Annotated in this window: 20 protein-coding genes and 4 pseudogenes; 5 read left to right on the top strand and 19 right to left on the bottom strand. The window is 36.1% G+C overall.

All coding sequences use genetic code 11. The features are described from left to right. Positions 1–78: 78 nt before the first annotated feature. From SBL16_RS02770 to hxlA, 7 genes are all read right to left on the bottom strand, one after another. On the bottom strand, positions 79–339 hold the full coding sequence (locus tag SBL16_RS02770) for a hypothetical protein (RefSeq protein ID WP_107611802.1): 261 nt from the start codon (positions 337–339) through the stop codon (positions 79–81). Next, positions 329–709, bottom strand: a complete 381-nt coding sequence (locus tag SBL16_RS02775; protein ID WP_053041205.1) for a hypothetical protein — start codon at positions 707–709, stop codon at positions 329–331. The genes SBL16_RS02770 and SBL16_RS02775 overlap by 11 nt, the downstream gene beginning before the upstream one ends. Beyond that, positions 678–1,823 carry an acetyl-CoA C-acyltransferase gene (locus SBL16_RS02780; protein ID WP_107611803.1) on the bottom strand — a complete coding sequence of 382 codons (1,146 nt, stop codon included), beginning with the start codon at positions 1,821–1,823 and terminating at the stop codon, positions 678–680. Before SBL16_RS02780 ends, SBL16_RS02775 begins: the two co-directional genes overlap by 32 nt. Beyond that, positions 1,820–2,941: a long-chain fatty acid--CoA ligase gene (locus SBL16_RS02785; RefSeq protein WP_313770318.1), complete on the bottom strand. Its 1,122-nt coding sequence runs from the start codon at positions 2,939–2,941 to the stop codon at positions 1,820–1,822. The genes SBL16_RS02780 and SBL16_RS02785 overlap by 4 nt, the downstream gene beginning before the upstream one ends. A 12-nt stretch (positions 2,942–2,953) precedes the next feature. After that, a complete protein-coding gene (locus tag SBL16_RS02790) occupies positions 2,954–3,205 on the bottom strand; it encodes a hypothetical protein (RefSeq protein ID WP_233641642.1) in 252 nt (83 codons plus the stop codon). Between the two features lie 183 nt (positions 3,206–3,388). Then, positions 3,389–3,937, bottom strand: coding sequence for a 6-phospho-3-hexuloisomerase (gene hxlB / locus SBL16_RS02795; protein WP_053017979.1), 549 nt, complete (start codon positions 3,935–3,937; stop codon positions 3,389–3,391). Between the two features lie 2 nt (positions 3,938–3,939). Further along, a complete protein-coding gene (gene hxlA / locus SBL16_RS02800) occupies positions 3,940–4,572 on the bottom strand; it encodes a 3-hexulose-6-phosphate synthase (protein WP_107611804.1) in 633 nt (210 codons plus the stop codon). Between the two features lie 269 nt (positions 4,573–4,841). On the opposite strand from hxlA, the gene SBL16_RS02805 reads away from it, so the two are divergent. From SBL16_RS02805 to folE2, 3 genes are read left to right on the top strand one after another with little or no spacing between them, the layout of a single operon-like run. Beyond that, positions 4,842–5,204 carry a YojF family protein gene (locus SBL16_RS02805; RefSeq protein ID WP_161772886.1) on the top strand — a complete coding sequence of 121 codons (363 nt, stop codon included), beginning with the start codon at positions 4,842–4,844 and terminating at the stop codon, positions 5,202–5,204. A 13-nt stretch (positions 5,205–5,217) separates the two neighbouring features. Beyond that, entirely contained in the window at positions 5,218–5,883 is a 666-nt protein-coding gene (gene bshB2, locus SBL16_RS02810) for a bacillithiol biosynthesis deacetylase BshB2 (protein ID WP_053017978.1), read from the top strand. A gap of 13 nt (positions 5,884–5,896) precedes the next feature. Then, on the top strand, positions 5,897–6,775 hold the full coding sequence (folE2, locus tag SBL16_RS02815) for a GTP cyclohydrolase FolE2 (RefSeq protein WP_053017977.1): 879 nt from the start codon (positions 5,897–5,899) through the stop codon (positions 6,773–6,775). 81 nt (positions 6,776–6,856) lie between these two features. Here folE2 and SBL16_RS02820 read toward each other — a convergent pair whose 3' ends face one another. From SBL16_RS02820 to tadA, 12 genes and pseudogenes are all read right to left on the bottom strand, one after another. Next, positions 6,857–8,158, bottom strand: coding sequence for an MFS transporter (locus tag SBL16_RS02820; RefSeq protein WP_107611805.1), 1,302 nt, complete (start codon positions 8,156–8,158; stop codon positions 6,857–6,859). Positions 8,159–8,338: 180 nt separating this feature from the next. Next, positions 8,339–10,399: a UDP-N-acetylmuramoyl-tripeptide--D-alanyl-D-alanine ligase gene (locus SBL16_RS02825; protein WP_142813469.1), complete on the bottom strand. Its 2,061-nt coding sequence runs from the start codon at positions 10,397–10,399 to the stop codon at positions 8,339–8,341. Positions 10,400–10,408: 9 nt separating this feature from the next. After that, positions 10,409–12,025, bottom strand: coding sequence for a poly(glycerol-phosphate) alpha-glucosyltransferase (locus SBL16_RS02830; protein ID WP_107634674.1), 1,617 nt, complete (start codon positions 12,023–12,025; stop codon positions 10,409–10,411). A gap of 123 nt (positions 12,026–12,148) precedes the next feature. Beyond that, positions 12,149–15,784, bottom strand: coding sequence for a Rib/alpha-like domain-containing protein (locus SBL16_RS02835; protein ID WP_317952678.1), 3,636 nt, complete (start codon positions 15,782–15,784; stop codon positions 12,149–12,151). Beyond that, a complete protein-coding gene (locus tag SBL16_RS02840) occupies positions 15,744–18,896 on the bottom strand; it encodes a Rib/alpha-like domain-containing protein (protein WP_317952644.1) in 3,153 nt (1,050 codons plus the stop codon). Before SBL16_RS02840 ends, SBL16_RS02835 begins: the two co-directional genes overlap by 41 nt. A 295-nt stretch (positions 18,897–19,191) precedes the next feature. Further along, a pseudogene (locus SBL16_RS12150) lies at positions 19,192–19,311 on the bottom strand (LPXTG cell wall anchor domain-containing protein); the annotation flags it as partial. Positions 19,312–19,530: 219 nt separating this feature from the next. Next, positions 19,531–21,073, bottom strand: a pseudogene (locus tag SBL16_RS12155) (fibrinogen-binding adhesin SdrG C-terminal domain-containing protein); the annotation flags it as partial. 30 nt (positions 21,074–21,103) lie between these two features. Then, positions 21,104–21,490 (bottom strand): annotated as a pseudogene (locus SBL16_RS12160) (Ig-like domain-containing protein); the annotation flags it as partial. 981 nt (positions 21,491–22,471) lie between these two features. Next, positions 22,472–22,630: pseudogene (locus tag SBL16_RS12165) on the bottom strand (YSIRK-type signal peptide-containing protein); the annotation flags it as partial. Between the two features lie 351 nt (positions 22,631–22,981). Beyond that, positions 22,982–23,548: an NADPH-dependent FMN reductase gene (locus SBL16_RS02855; protein WP_053017847.1), complete on the bottom strand. Its 567-nt coding sequence runs from the start codon at positions 23,546–23,548 to the stop codon at positions 22,982–22,984. Positions 23,549–23,570: 22 nt separating this feature from the next. Further along, positions 23,571–24,440: a Cof-type HAD-IIB family hydrolase gene (locus SBL16_RS02860; protein WP_053018533.1), complete on the bottom strand. Its 870-nt coding sequence runs from the start codon at positions 24,438–24,440 to the stop codon at positions 23,571–23,573. Positions 24,441–24,576: 136 nt separating this feature from the next. Next, on the bottom strand, positions 24,577–25,050 hold the full coding sequence (gene tadA / locus SBL16_RS02865; protein ID WP_107612213.1) for a tRNA adenosine(34) deaminase TadA: 474 nt from the start codon (positions 25,048–25,050) through the stop codon (positions 24,577–24,579). 63 nt (positions 25,051–25,113) lie between these two features. On the opposite strand from tadA, the gene SBL16_RS02870 reads away from it, so the two are divergent. Continuing rightward, entirely contained in the window at positions 25,114–25,731 is a 618-nt protein-coding gene (locus tag SBL16_RS02870) for a deoxynucleoside kinase (RefSeq protein WP_053017854.1), read from the top strand. Continuing rightward, positions 25,724–26,386 carry a deoxynucleoside kinase gene (locus SBL16_RS02875; protein ID WP_011276690.1) on the top strand — a complete coding sequence of 221 codons (663 nt, stop codon included), beginning with the start codon at positions 25,724–25,726 and terminating at the stop codon, positions 26,384–26,386. Before SBL16_RS02870 ends, SBL16_RS02875 begins: the two co-directional genes overlap by 8 nt. The last annotated feature ends 33 nt before the right edge of the window (positions 26,387–26,419 follow it).

Raw genomic sequence — 26,419 nt, forward strand, 5'->3', positions numbered from 1 at the left:
TTAACAACCTTCTTTTGTACGCGCTTACATAATTTTAATAAAAACAAAAAAGGCTATAATTAAAAATTAATAATTTTATCAATTTCTAATTATAACTAGTTTTACCCCATTAGCTTCATTCGAAACAATAATCCGTTCGTTTTCAACCACCTCAAAATCTATTGTTTCATTGATATTAGTGGTTTGAACATACTTAATTTTATAGCTAGCCCATTGATCATCCATCATAGAAAATACCTTTTCAACGATTAATTGTCCTGGAACGATATACTCATGAATCGGATTTTCGTCATCTACAATTGCTAAATACTGTTCTACTATTTCCCTATTAAAAACCATATATTCCATCCTCTGAAATAAACGTTTGTTCGATAATCATACATGTTTTATTATTTTTATTAATTTCCAATTTAAAAATAAAACGGTCAAATTGCTTTACTTTTTCAGATTTTTTATGCGTTAAATATGCACAATATTGTATGTCGCTTTCTAAATTTTCAAACAATTCAACATTAGTACGTACTAATCGTATTGCTTCACCTTTAAAGATTTGAAACATTTTAAATTTAGGCCACAACTTTGCACACATTAGCGGTGGTACTGTGCCGTCATATTCCTTCCCTATTACACTACAATAAATTCGGACGTCCTCGGAATGGAATTTAAACTCTCTTGTTTCATTGGCGCCACTTTTCAAAGAGTACCGCATTTCCCATACCTCCTCCTATACCCATCGTAGCAATTCCATATTGCCAATTAGGTAAGTTTAATAATCTAGCAACTAATGCCGCGCCACTAGCACTATATGGATGTCCAGTAGCAATCGCACCTCCCCATTGATTTACCTTGTCCAAACCTAAATGCAACTCATTTATAGATGCCAGCACTTGAGAACTAAATGCTTCGTTCAGTTCAAGGGCTGATATATCTTCAATATTTAATTTCTGCCTTTTCAATAATTGAGAAACTGCGGGTACTGGACCTATCCCTAATAAGGTTGGATCCACACCTGTTGTAACAGCATCTCTATATAACATTCCCCATTTAATCCCCATTGCCACAGCCATTTCCTTTTCCATAATTAAAGCTATTCCGGCGCCATCATTCTTCATGCAACTATTACCAACTGTAACTGTACCATTTGGTAATATTGGACGTAATCTATGTAAACGCGCCTCAGTCAGATTTGGTTTTAAACTTTCATCCCTATCAAATAACGCTCCTTTAATTGTAAGAGGAACAATCTCACGGTTAATATCACCATTATTAAAATGCGTTGCCACTAACCGATGACTACGTGCTGCAAATAAGTCTTGATCATTACGAGATATATTATAATGTTGCGCGACATTCTCAGCTGCTTCTATCATGCTTGGATCTTGACCTTCAGGTGCAAATGATGCACGCTCAAAAAATTGTGGTAATTGCATTTCATAGACAGATTGAGGACGCTTAATCTTCCATGGTGCACGACTTGTACTCTCTACGCCACCAGCAATGAACACCTTCCCAGCCTCACATTGCACCATTCGACACGCATAAATGATACTTTCTAAACCCGAGCCACATTGACGGTCTAATGTTATGCCAGGAATTCGATGATTTAAACCGGCTTCTAGTAACGACTTTCTCGCAACATTACCACCATTCCCTACAACATTACCTAATACAACATCATCCACTTGATCCATTACTTCAGGAAATGTTTGCTTCAAATTTTGAAAAAGTGGTAACAACAGCGCTTCAGGTTCTAAATGTCTTAACGCACCACCATATTTACCAAACGGTGTTCTTTTAGCCCATATTACAACTGCTTCTTTCATACTTTAAACGCTCCCTCTAAATATAATGTTTGAACAGCGTTACGTGCTACTTTGCCACTATTGGTAAATGGCAATTCTTTTACCCTTATGAGCTTTGAAGGAATTTCATATCTTGATAACGTTTGTCGTAAATATCGTCTCAATGTCGTATAATCAAGTTCTTGATTTCCTACATAAATTAATACTGCAATTTCTCCAAAACGTCTATGTGGCTCACCAACGACAACCGCTTCTTCAATTCCCTCTAATGATTTCACTTGCTGTTCTATTACATTTGGATATATATTTTTACCCCCAATAATAAGTCGATCACTTTTACGACTTACTAAATAAAGTTGATTATTTTGTATGTATGCATAATCTCCGGTTTCAATCCAGCTATGAGGTTGCACCACTTCAACATCGACATACCCTGAATAAATCATATTACTTTGAACCTTCAATAAACCTATTTTCCGATTATCTTGCGCTTCAAGTTTAATTGAAACATTAGGAAATACTTGACCAACAGAGTTAGTTGGTGATGTCTGATTGAAGTTATACGTAATAAAACTTGCTTCAGATGTTCCAAAAAATTCAATTATATTTGCGTTATTAAATTGTTTGGACACAGTTTTAAACAATGATTCTGACAGTTTCGCACCACTAGAAAATATAGATTTAATGTGTGTGATAGTCGTATCTACATTCAGTAATTGATGCAACATGGTTGGTACAAGAAAAAGTGCGATATTAGAATGTTGTTCATTTAATATGGAAATGAATTGTTTTGCATCAAATTGTCGTTGTCCAATGAAAGTTCTACCTGAATATAATGCGTAAATACATGTATATAACGATAACGAATGTGCGAGTGGACCTGGTGCAGCGAGAGCTTTTTCATAGTTATATATAAGTTTTTCATTTTCAACATAAGATGCAATCCATGAAGGTTCATTACGGTAATAAGCTTTAGGTAAGCCAGTAGTGCCAGATGTAAATCCAATATGTAACAAGTCATCCACTTTTAATTGCTCAATTATATATTTTTCGTATGTACCAAATGATGTTGTACGTTTAAACTTTCCGATAGCAGTCGTTACATATTCAATATGATAATTCTCTATAAGTTTATCTATAGTGTCACGTGACTATTTGTTATCTAAAAAGCATGGAACTCCATCCATCATTAAAACAACAAAATAATTTGTGATATTTACTATTGGAGAGTCACTTAATAGTGCCACTCTACTTCCAAGCTTAAATTTTGGTAAATTCAAAGTGCAATCACAAATTTTTTGGTATAAATTCTCATAATTTACAATTTCATCATCGATTTGCAGTGCTATGGATTGAGGCTGAACCTTAGCGTAATGTTCAAGTCGCTTTATGATTTCTAGCATTGTATGACCTCTTCCGTTCTTAAATGTTAACTTCAATTTATATTATGTTAACATTATTTTTAATATAACTCACATACTATTACATTAAGAAATTTCCATAAAAGCGATATGTCATTTATTAATCTATAAAAAAATCCAACCGATGCCTTTTTTTGGGAATCGATTGGATTAAATAAACGCTATTTATTCTAAATTTGCATGATTATTTTGCATTTCTTCTTCACTTATATCAAATGTTTCCATTAAGCCCAGAACCACGCTATCTAAGAACAATAATGATGATTGTTCAAATAAGCTTCCTAATGGTTGTTCAGACCCTTCAACATTGTGTTTTGTGCCAGCTGGTAACTCAATTACTGTTTCAGCTAACTCACCAATTGGAGAATCAGGGCTTGTTGTTAATAATACAACTTTAGCACCTATTGATTGTGCTTTTTCAGCTAATAAGCGTAAATGTTCTGTTGAACCCGAACCAGATAAAATAACAAATAAATCATGTTCTTTAATAGAAGGTGTCGTTGATTCACCTACTACAAATGCTTCTTTACCAAGTTGATTAAGTCGCATTGCGAAACTATTTGCCATAAATCCTGAACGGCCTTTACCTGCAGTGAAGATTCTTTGCGCACCATTCACATCATTTGCAAAACGGTCATATTGTTCATCTTCAACATGTGATAACGTTCGATCTAATTCTTCAAGAATTAATTTGTAATTAGTAAATTGAGACATAATTACTTACCTTCAATCGCGTCACGACATTGTTTAGCAGCTTCGACTGGATCATCAGCGTTAGCAATACCGCCACCAACTATAACTAAGTCAGGTTGTTCTGCAACAATATCTTTAATTGTATCTGGTTTAATACCACCAGCTACAGCAACTTTAGAATTCTTAATGACAGATTTAACAGTACGTAAACTGTCTAATGGAGATTGACCTTCTGCTTGTAAGTCATAACCAGTGTGTACTGCAATATAGTCAGCACCCATTTCATCTAATTCTTTTGCACGTTTTTCTAAATCTTGTACCGCAATCATATCAACTAATAATTGTTTATCATGTTTGTGCGCTTCTTCAACTGCCGCTTTAATTGAAGCGTCTTCAGCCACACCTAAGATTGTTACAACATCTGAACCAAATTTAATTGCTTGGCTTACTTCATAATCTGCTGCGTCCATAATTTTAAGGTCAGCTAATACTTTAGCGTTGCTAATATTTTCATCTAAATGTTGAACTGCTGGTAAACCTTCGTTGATTACGATTGGCGTACCAATTTCTACGATATCTACATATTCCTCAACTTTTTTAGCTAATTCTGCTGCTTCCTCTTTGTTTAATAAATCGATTGCTAATTGTAATTCCAATGCAAACATCCTTTCATTACTAAAGTGATATATCTTCAGTTCTTATTTTATCTTTCACATTCATTAGTCTACCCGTCTTATAAATTTTTAAACGATACTCCTAAACCTAACAATTTACTCACTTATCACATACAATACTTACAGTAAATCAACTCTTTAAAGGTATAATTACCACTTTTTCTGAATAAATTGAGCAGAGATGTACAATTAGTCTCTTCTTTTTAGTAAAATAAATAGATAAACATATTGTATGGTTGCAAGGAGTGAAAGTGTTGGAACTCATTAACGCTGAAGAAGTACAACAATTATTAACATCATTCGAAAATAAACCTGTATACCTACACGTTGAAACGACTAATGGTGCATATGCAAATCATTTCGATCAACGTGTCTTTAATGCGGGTACATTTTTAAGAAATATACAAGTCACATATGAACATGCACAACTTAAAGGTGGAGAGAAAGACCCCTATAGAGTTGGTTTAAAACTTCGTGACGGAGGTTGGGTCTATGTTCAAGGACTAACGCATTACGAAATCAATAACAACAACGAATTTTTAATCGCAGGATTTAACTACGAAGGACAATTGGCTGCCACAATCGAGATTAGTGAAAAGCCATTTACAGTATAGAGGAGGTTTATTCATGAAAGATGAAAGACACGTGTTAATGATATTCCCACACCCTGATGATGAAACCTTCTCATCAGCTGGAACGATTGCAAGTTATATTGATAACGGCATTCCTGTCACTTATGCATGCCTAACATTAGGACAAATGGGACGTAATTTAGGTAATCCTCCTTTTGCAACTCGAGAATCACTACCTGATATACGTGAACGTGAATTAGAAGAAGCGATGAAGATTATTGGCATCACCGATTTACGTAAAATGGGATTACGTGATAAAACGGTTGAATTTGAGCCTCATGAACAAATGGATGACATGGTTAAAAAGTTGATTGAAGAAACAAATCCATCAGTGATTATTTCATTCTATCCTAAATTTGCTGTCCATCCCGACCATGAAGCAACAGCTGAAGCCGTAGTAAGAACCGTAGGACGTATGCCTGAAGAAGCACGACCACGTTTACAACTTGTAGCGTTTAGTAATGATGCACCAGAAATACTAGGCGAACCAGATATATTAAATGACATTCGTGCATATCGAGATCTTAAATTGAAAGCTTTCGAAGCACATGCATCTCAAACTGGTCCATTTTTAAAACAATTAGCGAGTCCAGAAGTCGGTGGCGAAACACAAAGTTTCTTAGACGTTGAACCGTATTGGACATATCATTTTGAATCTTAAGGGGAGGTAAACAATGACTGAATTTGATTTATCCACACGTGAGGGTCGTTGGAAACACTTTGGCTCAGTTGACCCAATCGAAGGTACAAAACCAACAACTAAAAATGAAATGACTGACTTACAAAGTACACATAAAAATTTCTTATTTGAAATCGAAGAAGTCGGTATTAAAAATTTAATTTACCCCGTTAATATTGATCGTTTCCAAACGGCGGGACAATTTAGCTTTTCAACGAGCTTAAATAAAGATGAAAAAGGCATTAACATGAGCCGTATTCTAGAAAGCGTAGAAAAACATTACAGCAATGGTTTAGAGTTGAATTTCGATACACTATATCAAGTATTACGTACATTACAGACAAATATGAAACAGAACTCAGCAGGTGTTGATGTTTCGGGTAAATGGTTCTTTGATCGCTTTAGTCCAGTAACGAACATTAAAGCAGTAGGCAATGCCGATGTCACTTACGGATTAGCCATCGAACATGATCAAATTACACGTAAAGAAATTACAATTGAAGCAACTGTAACAACACTATGCCCATGTTCTAAAGAAATCAGTGAATATTCAGCCCACAACCAACGTGGTGTAGTTACAGTTAAAGTTTATTTAGATAAAAACAACCAGGTTGTTGATGATTATAAAGATAAAATTCTAGATGCTATGGAAGCAAACGCAAGTTCAATCTTATACCCAATTTTGAAACGTCCAGATGAAAAACGTGTTACAGAACGCGCTTATGAAAATCCACGATTCGTCGAAGATTTAATTCGTCTTATCGCTGCTGACTTAGTAGAATTTGATTGGATAGATGGTTTTGACATTGAATGTCGTAACGAAGAATCTATTCACCAACATGATGCATTTGCGAAATTAAAATATAGAAAATAATCGTTGCGTATAAATAATAAGGCAGTTGTCACACGTTTCAAATGTGATAACTGCCTTGTTTAATATTTATAAATATTAGTGTTAATGTTTAGCCATTTTCTTTTCACCAGGTTTAACGAAACACATAGCTACAACACTAATTAGTGATGCGATCACGGCTGACACAAACATTGAAGAGTAGCCATAACTTGCTACTAAGTACCCTGTTAATGTTGGTGCAATAACAGTAGCTGAGTTAACGAAAAAGTGTGTAATACCGCCATATGTACCAGTCTTATTAGGTGCAGTATCAATAATTACTGACCAATATACACCATTAGGTAGGAATATGAAGGCATTCCCTATCATCATTAAAATCATGATTGCAACGATACTATGCGTAAATGGAATAATTAAGAAACAAATTGCCGCACAAATCATTCCGGCAATTGCAAAGTATGAACGTGCAATACGTAAATTCCCAGTTTTATGACGTAGCCAGTCAGAGATATGTCCACCAAAGTAAATTGTGAAACATGCACCAATCCACGGAACCATACCTAAATACCATAGTGAGTGAATTTCAAAATGATACTCGTCTTGTAGATACTTTGGTGTCCAAGTTAATATTAAGAAATTAACATATTGGAAACCAAAATACCCAAACATGTTACCAACTAACGTTGGACTTTTAAAGAAATGGTACCATTTTTCATCTTTTACATCTTCAGTTTCAATCGTTTTCTCAACATTTAAACTACCTTCCGTTGAACGAATTTCTTTTAATTCATCTTTAGAAACACGCTTGTTATCTTCTGGATAATCTGTAAACACGAATGCCCAAATGATTACCCAAACTAAACCGAGAGCCCCTAATATCATGAATAATAATCTCCAGCTTGCAATTGTTAAGAAACCAGATACGATTGGAGCTGTAATTAATGCACCAAGTGGTACACCTATAAGTCCAAGTGCTGATAATAATCCACGTTCCTTAGGTGCAGCCCAATTGGCATTAGTCTTACTAATAATTGAGAATACAGGACCCTCTGCAACTCCAAATAATACTCTAAGTAATCCAAATCCTACTAACGCAGAACCTCCAAAAATGGCCATACCTAACTCTCCAGCATATGCCATTGCCATTTCAGCGATAGACCATGAAGTTCCAGCAATAATCCAGACAAACTTTGGCCCCTTCTTATCAGCTGTTAAACCACCAACCAGTGATCCTAGCATGTATCCGTATCCAAAGTAGCCTAGAATTTTACCCCAAGCGATCGTATCAAACCCATATTCACTGATAATGTCTTTTTGTGCATATGAGATAGCGCCACGGTCTATGTAGTTAATCATCGTCATTATAATGATCATCGTGATAATAAAGTATCTATATTTCTTCATCATAGCCCCCACCCTTTGTCAGAAAATTTACTTTACTATGACATTTTATCACACTTTTGAAAACGTTATCATAGAGATTTGAATAAATATAGTAAAACTGAATAACTTCTTAGTAAAAAACAATTTCTGATAAGAATAAATCAGAAATTGTCTTGTCATATATTTAAAGCTAAAAAACTATTAAAAATCGATTGTAGATTTTAAATACTCTAAATCATTATAGGAAGTGAATATTATTGTTTCCTCTTTCCCTCTTATAAAGCCACTTTTGTATTTAAGACCTAATACAAAAGAATTACTGAATTTAAATAAATCATATTTATAATGTTTATATATTTCAAACAAATCTTTTACAGTATAACTTTGTCTGTCTTTACTTCTAAAACGACCAGTTAGGTTTGTAGCTATTGAAGTGGATAATTTCAGCTCTTTTATTAAATTATTTATATATTGTTTTCTATCTGCATGATTTTTAAATAACTCATTAGCTAACTCATAGATTTCAGATGGATAAGGCGATTCAGTCATATTTTCAAGCAATGTATAAGTATTAATTTCTAAACCTTCAAAATATCCTTTTTTGGCATTATTAGTCGGCCAACTTTTCAAATTAATAATTCTATTTTCTAATTTTTCATCGATAGATTTTAAATAATAAATTAATGGTCCCATTCCTTCTATCGTTTGAGAAAGCCCACTATTATATTCTTCAACTATTTCACCAGTTTTATTATTTATTTTAATATAGCTTTTTCCTACTTCACTTAATTTTTCAAATAGATCATCAAAATCAAACTCTATGTTATTATCCCTTAAAATATTAGGTAAGTTTTTAGCTATTTCTGGAAAATCTGTTCCAGTTACAGAAGATTTTAACAATGTAAGTGAATCTTCATTACATAAATATTTTAAATCATTTATTAACAATTCCTTGTTGGGATACCAAGTTATATTCTTGTTTCGCACCTTATTTACAACTTGTCTCAATTCATTATCCTTACATAAAATATAATCAGCATTACTATTTTCTAATTCTTCAACTAATCTTAAATGAGTTTCATTAGACTTACGACCTAAATCACTAATTTTTCCTATTGCTATTATTTTATGACCTGAATAAAACTTAGTTTGACTATTAAATGCTCTAATAGCATTAATCATCGCCGGTAATGAAGCATTATGTGTATCATCAAGTAATGTTAATTTATGAGTTTTCGCATGTATTTCTTTTAAGGCTAATATTTTTGAAAACGGTTTGAAATCATTTAGTAATTCTTGTTTTATTGGTAAATTTAAACTTTTAAGCGTTAAGATACTTGCTAATGTGTTAGAAACCATTCCTTCACTAATAGTATTGAGTCGATAAATTTCACTTTTATTATCTTGGTTAGTAATTGATAATTCAATACTTCCTTTGTTGTACTTAATGTTATCAACAGTTAAATCCGCCTTTGCGTCTTTATTAATACTATAAGTTAACACATTACTTGCATTTTCATGTGCTTTATCAATTAAATAATCTGCATATAACGTGTCTTTATTAATAATTGCCACTCCAGTGGTTGAAGAAAGACCGTCAAAAATTCTAGTTTTGATCTTAGCTATATCTTTAACTGACTTAAATGTAGAAAAATGCGCTTCACCAATACCTGTAATAATTGCTATGTCTGGTTTTAAAAAAGTAGAGGTATTTTCAAGATAATTAATCGCATTCATGGATGTTTCAATAACAGCAAAGTCAGGATTTTTTATTAATTTCAGCATATTATTGTAAATAGCTGCTCTAACATTATTATTCCCTCTATTTTCAAGTACATTATAATCACCCAACAAGCTTGTAATTAACATTCTAGTTGAACTTTTACCCATTGATCCAGTTATAGCAATAACTGGGTTTTTGTATTGATTTCTTATATATATAGCTAATTGTTTAAATGCCTGAACAGAATCTTCTACAATTATTTGAGGGATTTCAAATTTTAAATCAGAAATGTAATTTTCAGTTATAATTAGTCCAATTTCTCCATTTTCTTTATTAACCAAATCATTACCGTCTAAAGCATTTTTATTTCTTCCTAATTCTCTTGACCATGTTTCTTTGTTAGGAGAAAAATAAGCAGTTTTTTTACTATTTACAAATTTATAAATTGTTTCAAAATCATTTATCTCATTTGCTTCCTTATTGTGTGCGTCCTTTAATTCTCCACCTATAATATTAAATATCTTTTTAATTGTTAGCATAATAATTACCTAACCTTTAAATGCCTTTTGATATTGTACATATCCAGATAAATAATGTTCGATATCGTCAATTCGAACACGATAACCGTGATGTTTAATAAAGAAACTACCTAGTATTCTTGATGGGTTTTTAAAATACATAGCAGTTTCAGGATAAAAGAAGCCAACTCTTTGGTAATCTGCTCTAATATTAATTACATCTATCAAATATTGCTCGTCTATCAAATTGTTTACTAATTCCTTCCGACCAGTATCTTTCGCTTTTTGAACTAATCGATATGTGGCCATTAACATTTCTAAGAATGTTGGAAATGTTGTTTCACGATTTTTAATATAATCTAAGTAACTATTCACATTTTTAATTCCAAATTCAAAATATTTGTCTTGTGGATTAACTTGAACTAATTCATTCGTACAATATCCTAACCAATGATCATGATATTGCCAATATTTCTTCTCAATAAAACGGTCCATCAAATTTTCTACAGTTTTTAGCCATAGTTCATTTTCATCCTTTTGATACAATCTCAATAAAGCAAGCGCTGCTTCACCATCGTAATAAATAATTCTGAACTTCTCTTTTACGCTTAAATCAGGATAATTCAATAAGTGAGTTGTCTCATATGTATCTTCATCTATCATTGAAAGAATACCTTTAGCTACTTTCTGAGCTGACTCAAGAAATTTAGGATTATCTTCATGCTTTAAATATTCACAAACTGCGAATATAAATGATGCATTTTGTCCTAATTTAATTTCATTTGCTTCCTCTGTATCATCAAAGATATAAGCTTTATCGCCAACCTCAAACAGTTGATTTGAAATGACATAATCAATTGCTTTTTCAACAGGTTGTAAGCTTTTACCTAAATAGGACAGACCCTCTATTAAGGCATATGTAGAAGAAGAGTGTCTTAATATATTGTAGAATCCAATTTCATTATCAAAATGAGGAAAATATCCATAAATATATTTACCATTATCTAACAACATATTTTGTAAGAAATTAGTACTACTTTCAATTAATTGATCAATTTCATTATTTAAATCATTTACTTTTCTTAAACCTTTTTTATAGCCTTCGCTATAAAGTTCATGTACTTCTTCATCACCTATAAAGAAACCTTGAGTATAGAATTTAATAACTTCTTTTTCATTATAGAATTCACTAGAAAATGCCTTTTTATTTGTAGTATATTTGCGTAAATAATTATTGATGTTTTTTTCCGAAAGAAATAACTCTTTAGTAGTATTATCTGGTCGAACAAAGGCATTCGCGTTAATTTCTTCAGGTAATACTGCAAAATTCCATTGACTATCAAATGCTATACCAAAATCTACATAATTTCTTCTTGTATTGATCAGTGTTTTTTTTAATTCTTTAAATAATATTTTTTCAGTCGACGTTACAATATCTAATTTAATCCACTCAGGAAATTCTCCTGATTTCTTTTTAAATTTAAGTGCCAATTTTGAAATATCTTGTTTAAGATAATTAGTTTTTTTCAATAACTTAACCTGTGCTTTAACACTTGACTTACCTAAACTTAAAAAAACATAATTATTAATTTCAGTCTTATTATTTACTTCGGATATTAATTTCTCTAATTTATGTTCAAATTCCATTGTTTCCTCCTTATTTTTAAATATTTATTCTATTTCCATTAATTTATATCATAGTATTTAAAATAAAACCAGGCCATGTAAGGCCTGGTTTTAAGTTTTACCCAAAATTATGAAGTTTAAATATTATTTTTTTTCATTATTTTTGTTTTTACGACGTTTGCCAACTAAGAATAATCCTCCAAGCGCAGCGAATAGTGAACCAAATAATGTGCCATTATTTTGAGCATCATTACCAGTATCTGGTAACTCTTTATTATTTGGTTTATCTGTTTTGTCATTATGATCTCTATCGCCGTCTGAATCGCTATCCGCATCTGCGTCAGCGTCGGCATCACTGTCTGCATCTGCATCGGCGTCACTGTCAGCATTTGCGTCACTATCGGCATCCGCATCGCTGTCGGCATCTGCGTCACTATCGGCATCCGCGTCACTATCTGCATCCGCGTCACTATCCGCATCGGCATCGCTATCCGCATCTGCATCACTATCCGCATCTGCGTCACTATCTGCATCCGCGTCACTATCTGCATCTGCGTCACTGTCCGCATCTGCATCGCTGTCGGCATCCGCGTCACTATCGGCGTCGGCATCACTATCCGCATCTGCATCGCTATCGGCATCCGCATCGCTATCAGCATCCGCATCACTATCGGCATCCGCATCACTATCTGCGTCGGCGTCACTATCCGCATCCGCGTCACTATCCGCATCCGCGTCACTATCCGCATCCGCGTCACTATCGGCATCCGCATCGCTATCAGCATCCGCGTCACTGTCCGCATCCGCATCGCTGTCGGCATCTGCATCACTGTCGGCATCCGCATCGCTGTCGGCATCTGCGTCACTGTCGGCATCTGCATCGCTATCGGCATCTGCGTCACTGTCGGCATCTGCGTCACTATCTGCATCCGCGTCACTATCGGCATCTGCATCTGCGTCACTGTCGGCATCTGCATCAGCGTCGGCATCTGCGTCGCTATCCGCATCCGCGTCACTGTCTGCGTCGGCATCACTGTCGGCATCTGCATCACTGTCGGCATCCGCATCGCTGTCTGCATCTGCGTCACTGTCGGCATCTGCATCGCTATCGGCATCTGCGTCACTGTCTGCATCTGCGTCACTGTCAGCGTCTGCATCACTATCTGCGTCGGCGTCACTATCTGCGTCGGCATCGCTATCTGCATCTGCATCGCTATCTGCATCTGCGTCACTATCTGCGTCGGCATCGCTATCGGCATCCGCATCGCTATCTGCATCTGCATCGCTGTCTGCATCTGCGTCACTATCGGCATCTGCGTCACTATCGGCATCTGCGTCACTATCGGCATCCGCATCACTGTCTGCGTCGGCATCGCTGTCTGCATCTGCGTCACTATCTGCATCCGCATCACTATCGGCATCCGCGTCACTGTCCGCATCGGCATCGCTATCCGCATCTGCGTCACTGTCAGCGTCTGCATCACTATCGGCATCTGCGTCACTATCTGCGTCTGCATCACTATCGGCATCTGCGTCACTATCTGCGTCTGCATCACTATCGGCATCTGCGTCACTGTCAGCATCCGCATCACTATCTGCGTCGGCATCGCTGTCGGCATCTGCGTCACTATCTGCATCTGCGTCACTATCTGCATCTGCGTCACTATCTGCGTCTGCATCACTATCCGCATCTGCGTCACTATCTGCATCCGCGTCACTGTCTGCATCCGCATCACTATCTGCGTCCGCATCACTGTCTGCATCTGCATCACTATCGGCGTCGGCATCACTGTCTGCATCACTATCGGCATCTGCGTCACTATCGGCATCCGCGTCACTGTCCGCATCGGCATCGCTATCCGCATCTGCGTCACTGTCAGCGTCTGCATCACTATCGGCGTCACTATCGGCATCCGCATCACTATCTGAGTCTGCATCGCTGTCTGCATCTGCGTCACTATCCGCATCCGCGTCACTATCTGCGTCGGCGTCACTATCTGCGTCGGCGTCACTATCTGCGTCGGCGTCACTATCTGCGTCGGCGTCACTATCCGCATCTGCGTCACTATCTGCGTCTGCATCACTATCCGCATCTGCGTCACTATCTGCATCTGCGTCACTATCTGCATCTGCGTCACTATCCGCATCCGCGTCACTATCTGCGTCGGCATCACTGTCTGCATCGGCATCGCTATCCGCGTCTGCATCACTATCTGCATCTGCGTCACTATCTGCATCTGCATCGCTATCTGCGTCTGCATCGCTATCTGCATCTGCATCGCTATCTGCGTCTGCATCGCTATCTGCGTCTGCATCGCTATCTGCGTCTGCGTCACTATCTGCGTCGGCATCACTGTCTGCATCGGCATCGCTATCCGCGTCTGCATCACTATCTGCATCTGCGTCATCGCTATCTGCATCTGCATCGCTATCTGCGTCTGCATCGCTATCTGCGTCTGCATCGCTATCTGCGTCTGCGTCACTATCAATTGGTTCTTCGTCAATGACAACTTCTACTGTGATATGATCTTGTGAACCATCTGGGTAAGTTACTGTTACTGGAACATAATATGTGCCAGGATTTTCACCATTTGGTAAACTTTCTGGATCATCCACTGTAACTACTGGCTGTTCTCCTGTCGTTGGATAGTTAGGAACAGTTACCGCTCCAGTTACATCACCTTCAGTTGTTGGTACTCCATATGGCTTACGAACAACATCACTTGTTGGTTCATATTTAGTAGCAGTAGCTGCTGGTTTTTTACCAGTTGTTACAGGTACATCAATATGATCTACTGTGCCATCTGGATATGTCACTGTTACTGGAACATTTACTGTTCCTGGTGTAGTTCCATTTGGTAAATTATCAGGATTATTAACTGTGATTACCGGTTGTTCCCCTGTTGTTGGATAATTAGGAATTGTTACTGAACCAATTACATCATCTGATGTTGTTGGTGTTCCATAATCATGTTTCACTCCAGTTGTTACTGGTTCATAAGTGACATTGTTATTAGCAGGTTTTTCTCCTGTTGTCACAGGTACATCAATATGATCTACACTTCCATCTGGATATGTCACTGTTACTGGAACATTTACTGTTCCTGGTGTAGTTCCATTTGGTAAATTACCTGGGTTATTAACTGTGATTACTGGTTGTTCCCCTGTTGTTGGGTATCCAGGAATTGTTACTGAACCAATTACATCGTCTGATGTTGTTGGTGTTCCATAATCGTGGTTTACACCATTACTTGTTGGTTCATAAATCACTTTATCTTGTGTTGGTTTTTCTCCTGTCGTAACAGGTACTGTGATATGATCCACACTTCCATCTGGATAAGTTATTGTTACTGGGACATTTACTGTTCCTGGTGTAGTTCCATTTGGTAAGCTATTTGGATTATCAACTGTTACAACTGGTTGTTCTCCTGTTGTTGGATATCCAGGAATTGTTACTGAACCAATCACTTCATCTGATGTTGTTGGTGTTCCATAATCATGATTTACACCTTCACTTACTGGTTCGTAAATTACTTCGTCAGGTGTTTCATCGTCTTTAGTAACAACAGTTACTGTCACATGATCTTGTGTACCATCTGGATATGTCACTGTTACTGGAACATTCACTGTGCCTGGCGTATTACCGTCCGGTAATGTACTTGGATCATCAACTGTGATTGTTGGTGTTCCTTTTTCTGATGGATAATTTGGAATCGTTACTGCTCCTGTTACGTCTCCCTCAGTTGTTGATTGTTGGTGTTCCTTTTTCTGATGGATAATTTGGAATCGTTACTGCTCCTGTTACGTCTCCCTCAGTTGTTGGTGTTCCATAATCTTTTGTTACTTCGTCTGTTGTTGGTTCATAAGCTTTGTTATCCGCTTGTTCGTTTGTTGTTACTGGTACTGTCACATGATCTTGTGTGCCATCTGGATATGTCACTGTTACTGGAACATTCACTGTGCCTGGCGTATTACCGTCCGGTAATGTACTTGGATCATCGACTGTGATTGTTGGTGTTCCTTTTTCTGATGGATAATTTGGAATCGTTACTGCTCCTGTTACGTCTCCCTCAGTTGTTGGTGTTCCATAATCTTTTGTTACTTCGTCTGTTGTTGGTTCATAAGTTGTAGCGTCAGTTGGTTCTCCTACAACTACAGGTACATCAACAGTGTCAGTTGTACCATCTGGATATGTCACTGTTACTGGAACGTTAAATGTACCAGGTGTTTTTCCATCTGGAATATCTCCAGTTACTGTAAATGATGGATAAGTTTTATCAGATGGATATACTTGGTCACCATTATTATCAGTAATTTTAATAGCATTAGTAATTTCATCTGTAGTAGTTGATTGTCCGTAATCTTTGTTTATAGTTGTAGCTGTTGGTACATAAGCAGCTTTATCTGTAGCAACTACAAATGAATCTGATCCAACGTCTTTACCACCTGTAACTAAAACTACAGTGTATACATCGCCACTTTGCGCTGAGGCTGGAACAGTAAATTGACCCTTTTGCTCTCCATCAGTAAATGAAGTAATATCATCTGTTTTAGAAACAACATTTCCGTTTTTATCTCTCCACTCGATATGAGTAGGAAGTGGTGATAATTGAGTACCACTTAAATCAATTTGAGCTACATCACCTGGTTTAGCCGGTTTAGTAGTATTGTTGTAATTAGTTATGTCAATTTTAACATCATTTTGAGGCACTAATGCAAAGTTTAAATTGTACCACATAGGGTCAACTATCAAGTTTTGTCCTGGTCTAGATTGAGGAACAAATGATGAGTTAGCCATTGGAGATCTAAATTGTGGTGATGTGAATGAAGAGTATGCGTTTTGAACTTCTCCATTTGGATTAACCACATAACCATACATATATTCATCATTTAGAGTTCCATCTGGAAAACGCAACGTATATCTACCATTTGAGTCAGTTTCACCATATACTGTTGCAGAAATATATTCAGGATGGTCACTTAATAGAACTCTAGCTGCATCAGCTCTTTCAGATTCAGGTAAACTATCTACAGCAGCTTTATATGCTTGAACACCTTCGCTAGTAAGTGATGACATAACTACTGTATAGCCTGGAGCAACTTTATCATTCCCAGATAAGTTTGGACCAGTTGCAGAGTTTGCTAAATCAACACCAGTACCAGTTTCTAACCAAACTTGTCCAGAAACTGTATTTTTGGCTTTTGTGTTTACAGCTGCGTTACTAATCGGTCCTTGAGTATCATGAATCCATTGATCTTTACTTGTAGTCATGTAATCAGATGTAGGTTTAACGACCATGTAAATACCAGTACGTTGCATGTTTGTACCGATTAATGGAAATTGACCAATATTATTACTTGTTACTGAATTTACATAAGAACCAGGGAAGAATCCACCTGCTTGACGTAACATCGTTACAGTATTACCATTCTTAGTTTGATAATCCTCAATCCATAATTTATAATACTGACCGCTAGTCGCTGAATATTTATGTTCTTTACCGTTTGCATCAGTATAGGCTTGTCTTAAGTCAAACGCATAAGCACCAGGTCCTACTTGTGAACCATCTGACGTTGATAAAGAATTGTTAGTATGCGCTCTATAGATTGGAGATACTACACCATCAGTATCAATCCATTGCATGTAAACAGCTGTACCGTCAGGAACAGGAGTTAAACCATTTGACATAGTTGAAGGTGTACCTTGATCAACTACCCAAGCACGTCCTGATAAAGTATTAGCTGCATTAGTAGCATCAGTTTGACCTTTAATGTAACCATTAGCAATCGCATCAGCATCTATAATTCTACTATTATTTTCAGCTACCGCAGCTGCCGCAATTCTAATTTTATGAGCTAAAGTTCTAGTTCTAGTATTATTATTAGTAGTCGCTTGGCTTGAAGTGTTTGAAAAAGTTGCTACTGGATTTTCATTTTTATTATTTTGATAATCTTTTTGGATAAGTGCTGCAATAGCGTCAACCTCACTAGCATTGCTTGTATTTACTCCAGCATCGTTAAGTGCACTTATTGTTTCTTCATTTGAAACACCAAGATTTTGAGAAATATTTTGAACAGATTGGCTTGAATCTTTATCTATTACCGTGGATCGCTCTGTTGCACTTTCTTCACTTGTTTTCTCTTCTGTTGAAGATTGTTCTGTTGTGCTTTCCTTACTTGCTTTCTCTTCTGTTGAAGATTGTTCTGTTGTGCTTTCCTTACTTGCTTTCTCTTCTGTTGATGGTTGTTCTGTTGTGCTTTCCTTACTTGCTTTCTCTTCTGTTGATGGTTGTTCTGTTGTGCTTTCCTTACTTGCCTTCTCTTCTGTTGATGGTTGTTCTGTTGTGCTTTCCTTACTTGCCTTCTCTTCTGTTGATGGTTGTTCTGTTGTGCTTTCCTTACTTGCCTTCTCTTCTGTTGATGGTTGTTCTGTTGTACTTTCTTCAGTTACCTTCTCTTCTGTTGATGGTTGTTCTGTTGTACTTTCTTCAGTTACCTTCTCTTCTGTTGATGGTTGTTCTGTTGTACTTTCTTCAGTTACTTTCTCATCTGTTGATGGTTGTTCTTCACTTACATTTTCAGTAGAATTTTCATCTACTGTTGATTTTTCTGCACTAACACTAGTTTCTTGAGTTGAATTTTCCTGTGAAATTTCGTTCTGAGATGTGTTTGTTTGATTACTCGTATCTTCTTCAGGTGCATCTGAATCAGTTTGATTTTTTCCACTTTCAGTTTGATTAGTTTCAGCAGCTTTAGCTACATCGTGACCAGCACCAAAAATTAATGTTGCACCGACTAAAATCGATGCCGTCCCCACTGTAAATTTTCTTATCGAGTATTTATTTAATCTATTCGGTAAGAAATCTAATCTTTTATTTGATTTTTTCTTCAAATAACTCACATCCCTATTTTTCAAATTAATTGAGCACAACACTCATGAAAAACTTATCATGTTTTATATGTAGTTACAATATAAATTTTCGGTTTTTTAAAAAAACATTAATTTAGTCATGCTAAATTATTTTTTATAATTTTATAATAATTTTGTTTTATTCAATGATATTTAATTTTCGTTATTCTAATTTACTAAACATAATAAAAATTGTTCCCTAATTCTATTTAAATAAAATGTCCGTAGCACACTCAAATTAAGTATGCTACGGACACATTTTTTACTTAAAAATTAATTATTTTTTATTATTATTTTTTCTACGATTCTTACCTAATAGTAATGCTCCAATTGCAGCAAATAATGATCCAAAAATCACTCCATTTTTTTGTTCATCACTACCAGTATCTGGTAATTCATTATTTTCTTTTCCACTATCTGCATCACTGTCGGCATCTGCGTCACTATCTGCATCCGCATCGCTATCTGCATCCGCATCACTATCTGCGTCGGCATCGCTGTCGGCATCTGCGTCACTATCTGCATCCGCATCGCTATCCGCATCACTATCTGCGTCGGCATCGCTGTCGGCATCCGCGTCACTGTCGGCATCTGCGTCACTATCGGCATCTGCGTCACTATCGGCATCCGCATCACTATCTGCGTCGGCATCGCTGTCGGCATCTGCGTCACTATCTGCATCCGCGTCACTATCTGCATCCGCATCGCTGTGGGCATCTGCGTCACTATCTGCGTCGGCGTCACTATCCGCATCGGCATCACTGTCGGCATCCGCATCACTATCTGCGTCTGCGTCACTATCGGCATCCGCGTCACTATCTGCGTCTGCGTCGCTATCGGCATCCGCGTCACTATCCGCATCCGCATCGCTATCCGCATCACTATCTGCGTCTGCGTCACTATCGGCATGCATCCGCGTCACTGTCGGCATCCGCATCACTATCTGCATCCGCATCGCTATCCGCATCTGCATCACTGTCGGCATCCGCGTCACTGTCGGCATCCGCATCACTATCTGCATCCGCATCGCTATCCGCATCTGCATCACTGTCGGCATCCGCATCGCTGTCGGCATCTGCGTCACTGTCGGCATCTGCATCGCTATCCGCATCTGCATCACTGTCGGCATCCGCATCGCTGTCGGCATCTGCGTCACTGTCAGCATCGGCATCGCTATCGGCATCTGCGTCACTGTCGGCATCTGCGTCACTATCTGCGTCGGCGTCACTATCTGCATCCGCGTCACTATCTGCATCCGCGTCACTATCTGCGTCGGCGTCGCTATCCGCATCCGCATCACTGTCAGCATCGGCGTCGCTATCGGCATCCGCGTCACTATCCGCATCCGCCGCATCACTGTCAGCATCTGCATCACTGTCCGCATCGGCGTCGCTATCTGCGTCGGCATCGGCATCCGCGTCACTATCCGCATCCGCATCACTGTCAGCATCTGCATCACTGTCCGCATCGGCGTCGCTATCTGCGTCGGCATCGGCATCCGCGTCACTATCTGCGTCGGCGTCACTATCCGCATCGCTGTCGGCATCGGCATCTGCGTCGGCATCTGCGTCGCTATCTGCGTCTGCATCACTGTCAGTATCGTCACCATTTCCGTTACCGTTACTAGTAGCAAATGTTATGTTGTTACCATATTCAGCCGTGTCATCAGTACCATAATATTTATTAGTTGTAACCATAGATGCCCATTGTTGGATATTTACGTTACCTTCTGAATCAGGCTGATATTTACTAACTACTTTGATAATGTAAGGTGTATTTATATCTCCAAAATTAATGGAGGCAGTATTATCACCATTAACAGTAATTGGATAATCATTAGTAACATCCTCATATTGAGAATAATCATAAATTCTATTGCTGTCAGGTAGATATTGATCATCTGCAACTTTATAAATTTTAATGTCAGTACTATCATCAATAATTGTGCTACCGTTTGGTCCAGTACCGTTGATTGTAACTTCTGTATTGTTAGCTGTATATCTTAATGGATTAACATACACAGTTTGTTCGACTGTTTGATTATCTAAATCAAGATGAGTAAATATACTTTGAATATTAGAATCACCTTCAACTTTAGGATACTGATAATCAACAGTGAAATTCTGATCATAAGCAGTATTAGCAGTTTTAAATGTCATATCGATATTTGTGTCTCTTGCTGGTACTTTTGATTTATCAATAAATGATGATAATGATAAAGTTCCAGTAACATTTGAATGCGTATCAACGAAATCTGTAAATGTGTATGTTGCACGTTTAGTAGCATCATCATACGTACCTGTTGCTATTATATCTCCATTACTATCTGCAATATCTGGCACAAAATATTGATCAGTTAGGTCAGATGGGATTGTATGTGGATCATAATCAATCGTCATTGTATCCCCACTATTTACAGCGTCATCGACAGCAATATCTGAATGATATGTAATTGGCTCACCGTCATGTGCGTGAATTACACCATCATTATTTTGACCTTCTTCAATATATTGATTTGAAACTGTTATTAAGTCATTTACGTTTTGACCTTGACTTGCAGCTGCTAATTTATTCACAGCTAATCTACTTTTGGGTTGTATTGAACGCGTTGTATTTATATCACTCGTTGTTGCATAAGTTGTTTCAGAATCTTTTTTGTTTGAATCTGCATTAATTAACGCACTTAGTAATGCTTTATTATTTACATTGTTATAGTCAATATTAAGATTTTTAACACTTTCATTTGCTTCTTCTACTGAGCTACCAGTATTTTCAGCTACAAAGTTAGTTAATGCTTCTTCTTTAGCTGTGTTATCATTAGCGTTATATAATTGAGTCTCAGCATTTTTAAATGATGTATCTAAATTTGATGTATTAACTGAATTATTTGAATTGCTAGTTACATCACTTGACTTATTATTTTCAACAGATGTCTGTTCTTTTGAATTAACTTCTGGTGTTTTAGCGTCTTTTTGTTCAGGATTAGATTCTATACTAACGTCTTTATTTGCTTCTTTAGTATCGCTTTCTGTGCTCGATTGTAGTTCGTTATGAGTTGAGTCTTCTGAAGTTTTTGGTTCTTGCTTAGTTGTTTCTTTTGTACTTGGTTGTTCTGATTTAGCTGCATTAGTTGCATCATTTTTAGCATTTAGGGTACTTTGACTTTCCTCTGTAGATGCTTTTTCTGTTGTTTTTTCACTAATTGATTTTTCTGCAGAATTATTTTGTGATGGTTCTTCTGAACTTAATGTCTCTGTAGAATTTGAATTTTTACTAGTTTCAATGCTATTATTTTCATTTGTACCTTCTTGAGAACTTACATCTTGATTTGATGAGTTTTCTGTAGTTTCTTGTTTACTAGTTTCATTTGAAATTTCGTTGTTAAATGCATTTTCAGATGCATTATTATCTACATCTGTTTCAACATTTTGTTTTGTTACATCAACTTGTTCTGGATTAACCTGTGATAGTGTAGTGCTCTCTGATGTTTGTACATTACCTTTAGCTTTTACATCTTGTTCTTCATTACTATTAGTTGTTGTAGAAACTTGATCTTTTTCAGCTGCTTTTGCTTCATCATTTGCACTGCCAAAAATCAATGCTGCGCCAACCAATATAGATGCTGTCCCTACTGTAAATTTTCTAATCGAATATTTATTTTGTTTATTCGGTAGAAAATCTAACCTCTTATTTTGTTTATTTTTCAAACAGAACACTCCTTAAACGAATTATAAATCGACCTAAATTCATTAAAATTTTAATTTAATTGTTTAAAAATTATAAAATGTCGAAAAGATTAATCTCCAAATTATTGAAAACAATTAAATACAGAAAAACTATACCACATTTTTACATTAAAAAAACAAGTAAATATAATTTAATTTAAAGATTAATTATTTTTTATTCTTAAATCATGAATAATAAGGTAGTTATGCTACACTTCTATATTTTTTGTAAATGGTTTGCTAAAATATTCTTTTTTTAAACAATAAAAAAAGAACGATAATTATCGTTCTTAAAAAACTAGTTTCTACTATTATATATGTGTTTTTTTAGGTAATTAAAATTTATTTTAAATGTTCATAAGGACTATTATTCACAAATGATACAATTTGGTCTACAAATAATTTTGCACGCAACTGAAATTGGTCATCATCAAGATATAATGTACCATCGTCAAGTTTACTGTAGTCTGAGTCATGTGTAGCAATTTGTGTTGGAACAGCGATACCTAATAAACTGCGAACAATAACACGTAAATGTGATAATGGTTCTGAACTTACGATGCCTCCGCTATTACCGATTAATCCTACTGGTTTCATTTTGACATAATCCATATTGATATGATCTAATGCATTTTTTAAGATGCCAGAATATGAACCATGATAATTAGGAGTTCCAAGTACTAAGAAGTCTGCTGCCATTACTTTTTCTTGAAAATCTTTAATATTGGTTTTAATTTCATCGATAGACGGCGTTGTCCCAGAAAAGTCTAATTGATTTAATGGGCGTTCTGCTAAATCATAAATATCAACATCTAAATCATGTGTATCAAACTGTCCCACTAAGTATTTAGCTAACGCATTTGTATGTGAGCCAACTTTGGCACTACCAACAACTATAAGTCCTTTCATTTCTACTATACACCTCTTAATATTAATTATTTTCTTCTTTCAATAACTTCATTATGGCTTTTCCAACACCACTATTTTCATTTGTGTCCGTTACATATTTAGCAACTGCTTTAACTTCAGGCATAGCGTTTTCTACTGCAACAGGATAACCTACACGCTCTAGCATTGATACGTCATTCAAGTTATCACCTAATGCCATAACATCTTTTAAATCAATGTTTAATTGGTTAGCAATAGACTCTAACGCGATTCCTTTTTGCGCGTCAGAATGTGTAATTTCAAGATTTCCGCGTGAAGATGATGAAATGGCTAAACTTGGAATAGCTGAAAGTTCTGCTCCAATGGCGTTAATTTTCTCTAAATCCGGATTAAAAGCTAAGACTTTCATGATTAATTCTCCCGGGATATCTTCAATTTCTTCATAACTATTTACAACTTTTAATGTGCCATTATCTATACGCTTTTGAATGCCTTGTTTGATCTTTTCAACATCCGCTTCTTGTCCTGCTTGTTTAGCAATATCTAAGTAGATATCTAAATCTTTGGTTGGATCTTCTGTATAAATCCCTCTATTAGTATAAATTTGATAATATACGTCATCTTTATCTAGTATTGATTTAATGCGTTCCACTAATTCATGATTCAAATTAGACGTATTCATAATATTAAACGATTCATCACGTACTTCTGCACCATTTAAACAAATATATGGTACGCTTAAATCTGTCTCAGCTACAGGTGTATTCGCTTCATAAAATGCACGACCTGTCGCAATGGCAACTGTTATCCCTTGTGATTGTGCATATTTTATTGCATCAACATTTTCTTGAGAAATTTCATGTGCAGCATTTAACAATGTGCCATCCATATCTGTTGCTATTAATTTAATCATACAGTTACCTCGTTTCATTCTCTTAATTAATTATTATTTATCTTGAAAAAACCATCTTAAAGTTAAAATTTAAAATCTCAACTTGAACACTTAATTCACGTGTATTATTTTAACAAATATAGCTCAATTTGTACGCTTACATGTTCGCTTTAGACTTCTTTAACCGTAGCTCACGGAAGAAGTTTCGTAATAAATCACCACATTCTTGCTCAAGTACGCCTTTAACAACTTCAGCTCTATGATTAAATCGAGATTCTTCTAATAGATTCATCAAGCTACCACTACATCCACCTTTAAGATCAGTGGCGCCGTATACCACTTTAGGAATTCTACTCATCACAATGGCACCGGCACACATGACGCACGGTTCAAGTGTCACATATAATTTGCATTCTTCTAAACGCCAACTTCCAACTACTTTTGAAGCACGTTCAATAGCGATATGTTCTGCGTGAGCCGTAGGTAGCTGCGCAGTTTCTCTTAAGTTATGTGCGCTTGCTATGACTTCATTGTTTTTAACTATGATTGCGCCTATAGGAACTTCTCCAAGTTTTTGAGCTTTTTTAGCTTCTTCAATCGCTAATTTCATGTAATATTCATCATTTGCCATGTGTGTTATACCTCACTTATGATACAATACTCATTGTCTATTTTAACATTTGGAGATGTGATTATGAACAAACCATTTATCGCAATTGAGGGCCCAATTGGTGTAGGTAAATCTTCCCTAACTCATAAGCTTAGCCAGACATTAAATTACTATGAAGAAAAAGAAATAATTGATGAAAATCCATTTTTATCTGACTTCTACGATGATATTTCTAAATGGAGTTTTCAAACAGAAATGTTTTTCCTCTGTAATCGATATAAACAGGCAAAAGATATCGCTAAAATGACTCAAGGTGTTGTTAGCGATTATCATATTTATAAAAATAAAATTTTCGCTCGTAACACGTTGAGTAATAATGAATTTGATAAATTTGACCGCATTTTCGATATTTTAACTGAAGATCTTGAAATGCCTAACATGATTATTTTCTTAGATGCTGATTTGGATGTTCTGAAACAAAGAATAGCGCAACGTAATCGTAGTTTTGAACATCATATTGAGGATGACTATTTATTGAATCTCAAAGAAGATTATTTAACATTTTATAATGCCATGAAAAGTGAAGGCGCGAATGTCGTCTTAATTAATACAAGTGAAATTGATTTTGTTAAAAATGACTCAGATTATCAATCAATTTTAGAAAAAATAAGACCTATGATAGGAGCAATTGAACATGAATAATTATAAAGTACCTCAAAACGCAATAATCACCATTGCTGGTACCGTTGGTGTTGGGAAATCAACATTGACACAGGCTTTAGCTGACAAATTAAATTTTAAAACCTCTTTTGAAAATGTAGATCATAATCCTTATCTAGATAAATTTTATGATGACTTTGAACGTTGGAGTTTCCACTTACAAATCTACTTTTTAGCAGAACGTTTTAAAGAACAAAAGCGTATGTTTGAATATGGTGGTGGATTCATTCAAGATCGCTCTATTTATGAAGATGTTGATATTTTCGCGAAAATGCACGAAGAACAAGGTACTATGAATGAAGATGATTTTAAAACATATTCTGAGTTGTTCAATGCAATGGTAATGACACCTTACTTCCCTAAACCTGATGTATTAATTTATCTTGAGTGCGACTACAATGAAGTAATTGAGCGTATCAAAGCACGTGGTCGTGATATGGAAATTAATACGGATCCTGAGTATTGGCAAAAGTTATTCAAACGTTATGAAGACTGGATAAATAACTTTAATGCTTGTCCAGTAGTACGTGTAAATATCAATGAATATGATATTCACGAAAATCCTGACTCTTTAGACCCTATTATTGATAAAATTGCACATGTAATTAATACTTATCGCAAGGTAGATAATCGTTAACATAAACAAACGCTACACATTTCAAACTCTTTG

Source organism: Staphylococcus sp. NWU MK-U1 (assembly GCF_033283505.1).
In the GTDB taxonomy this organism is placed as follows: Bacteria; Bacillota; Bacilli; order Staphylococcales; family Staphylococcaceae; genus Staphylococcus; species Staphylococcus haemolyticus.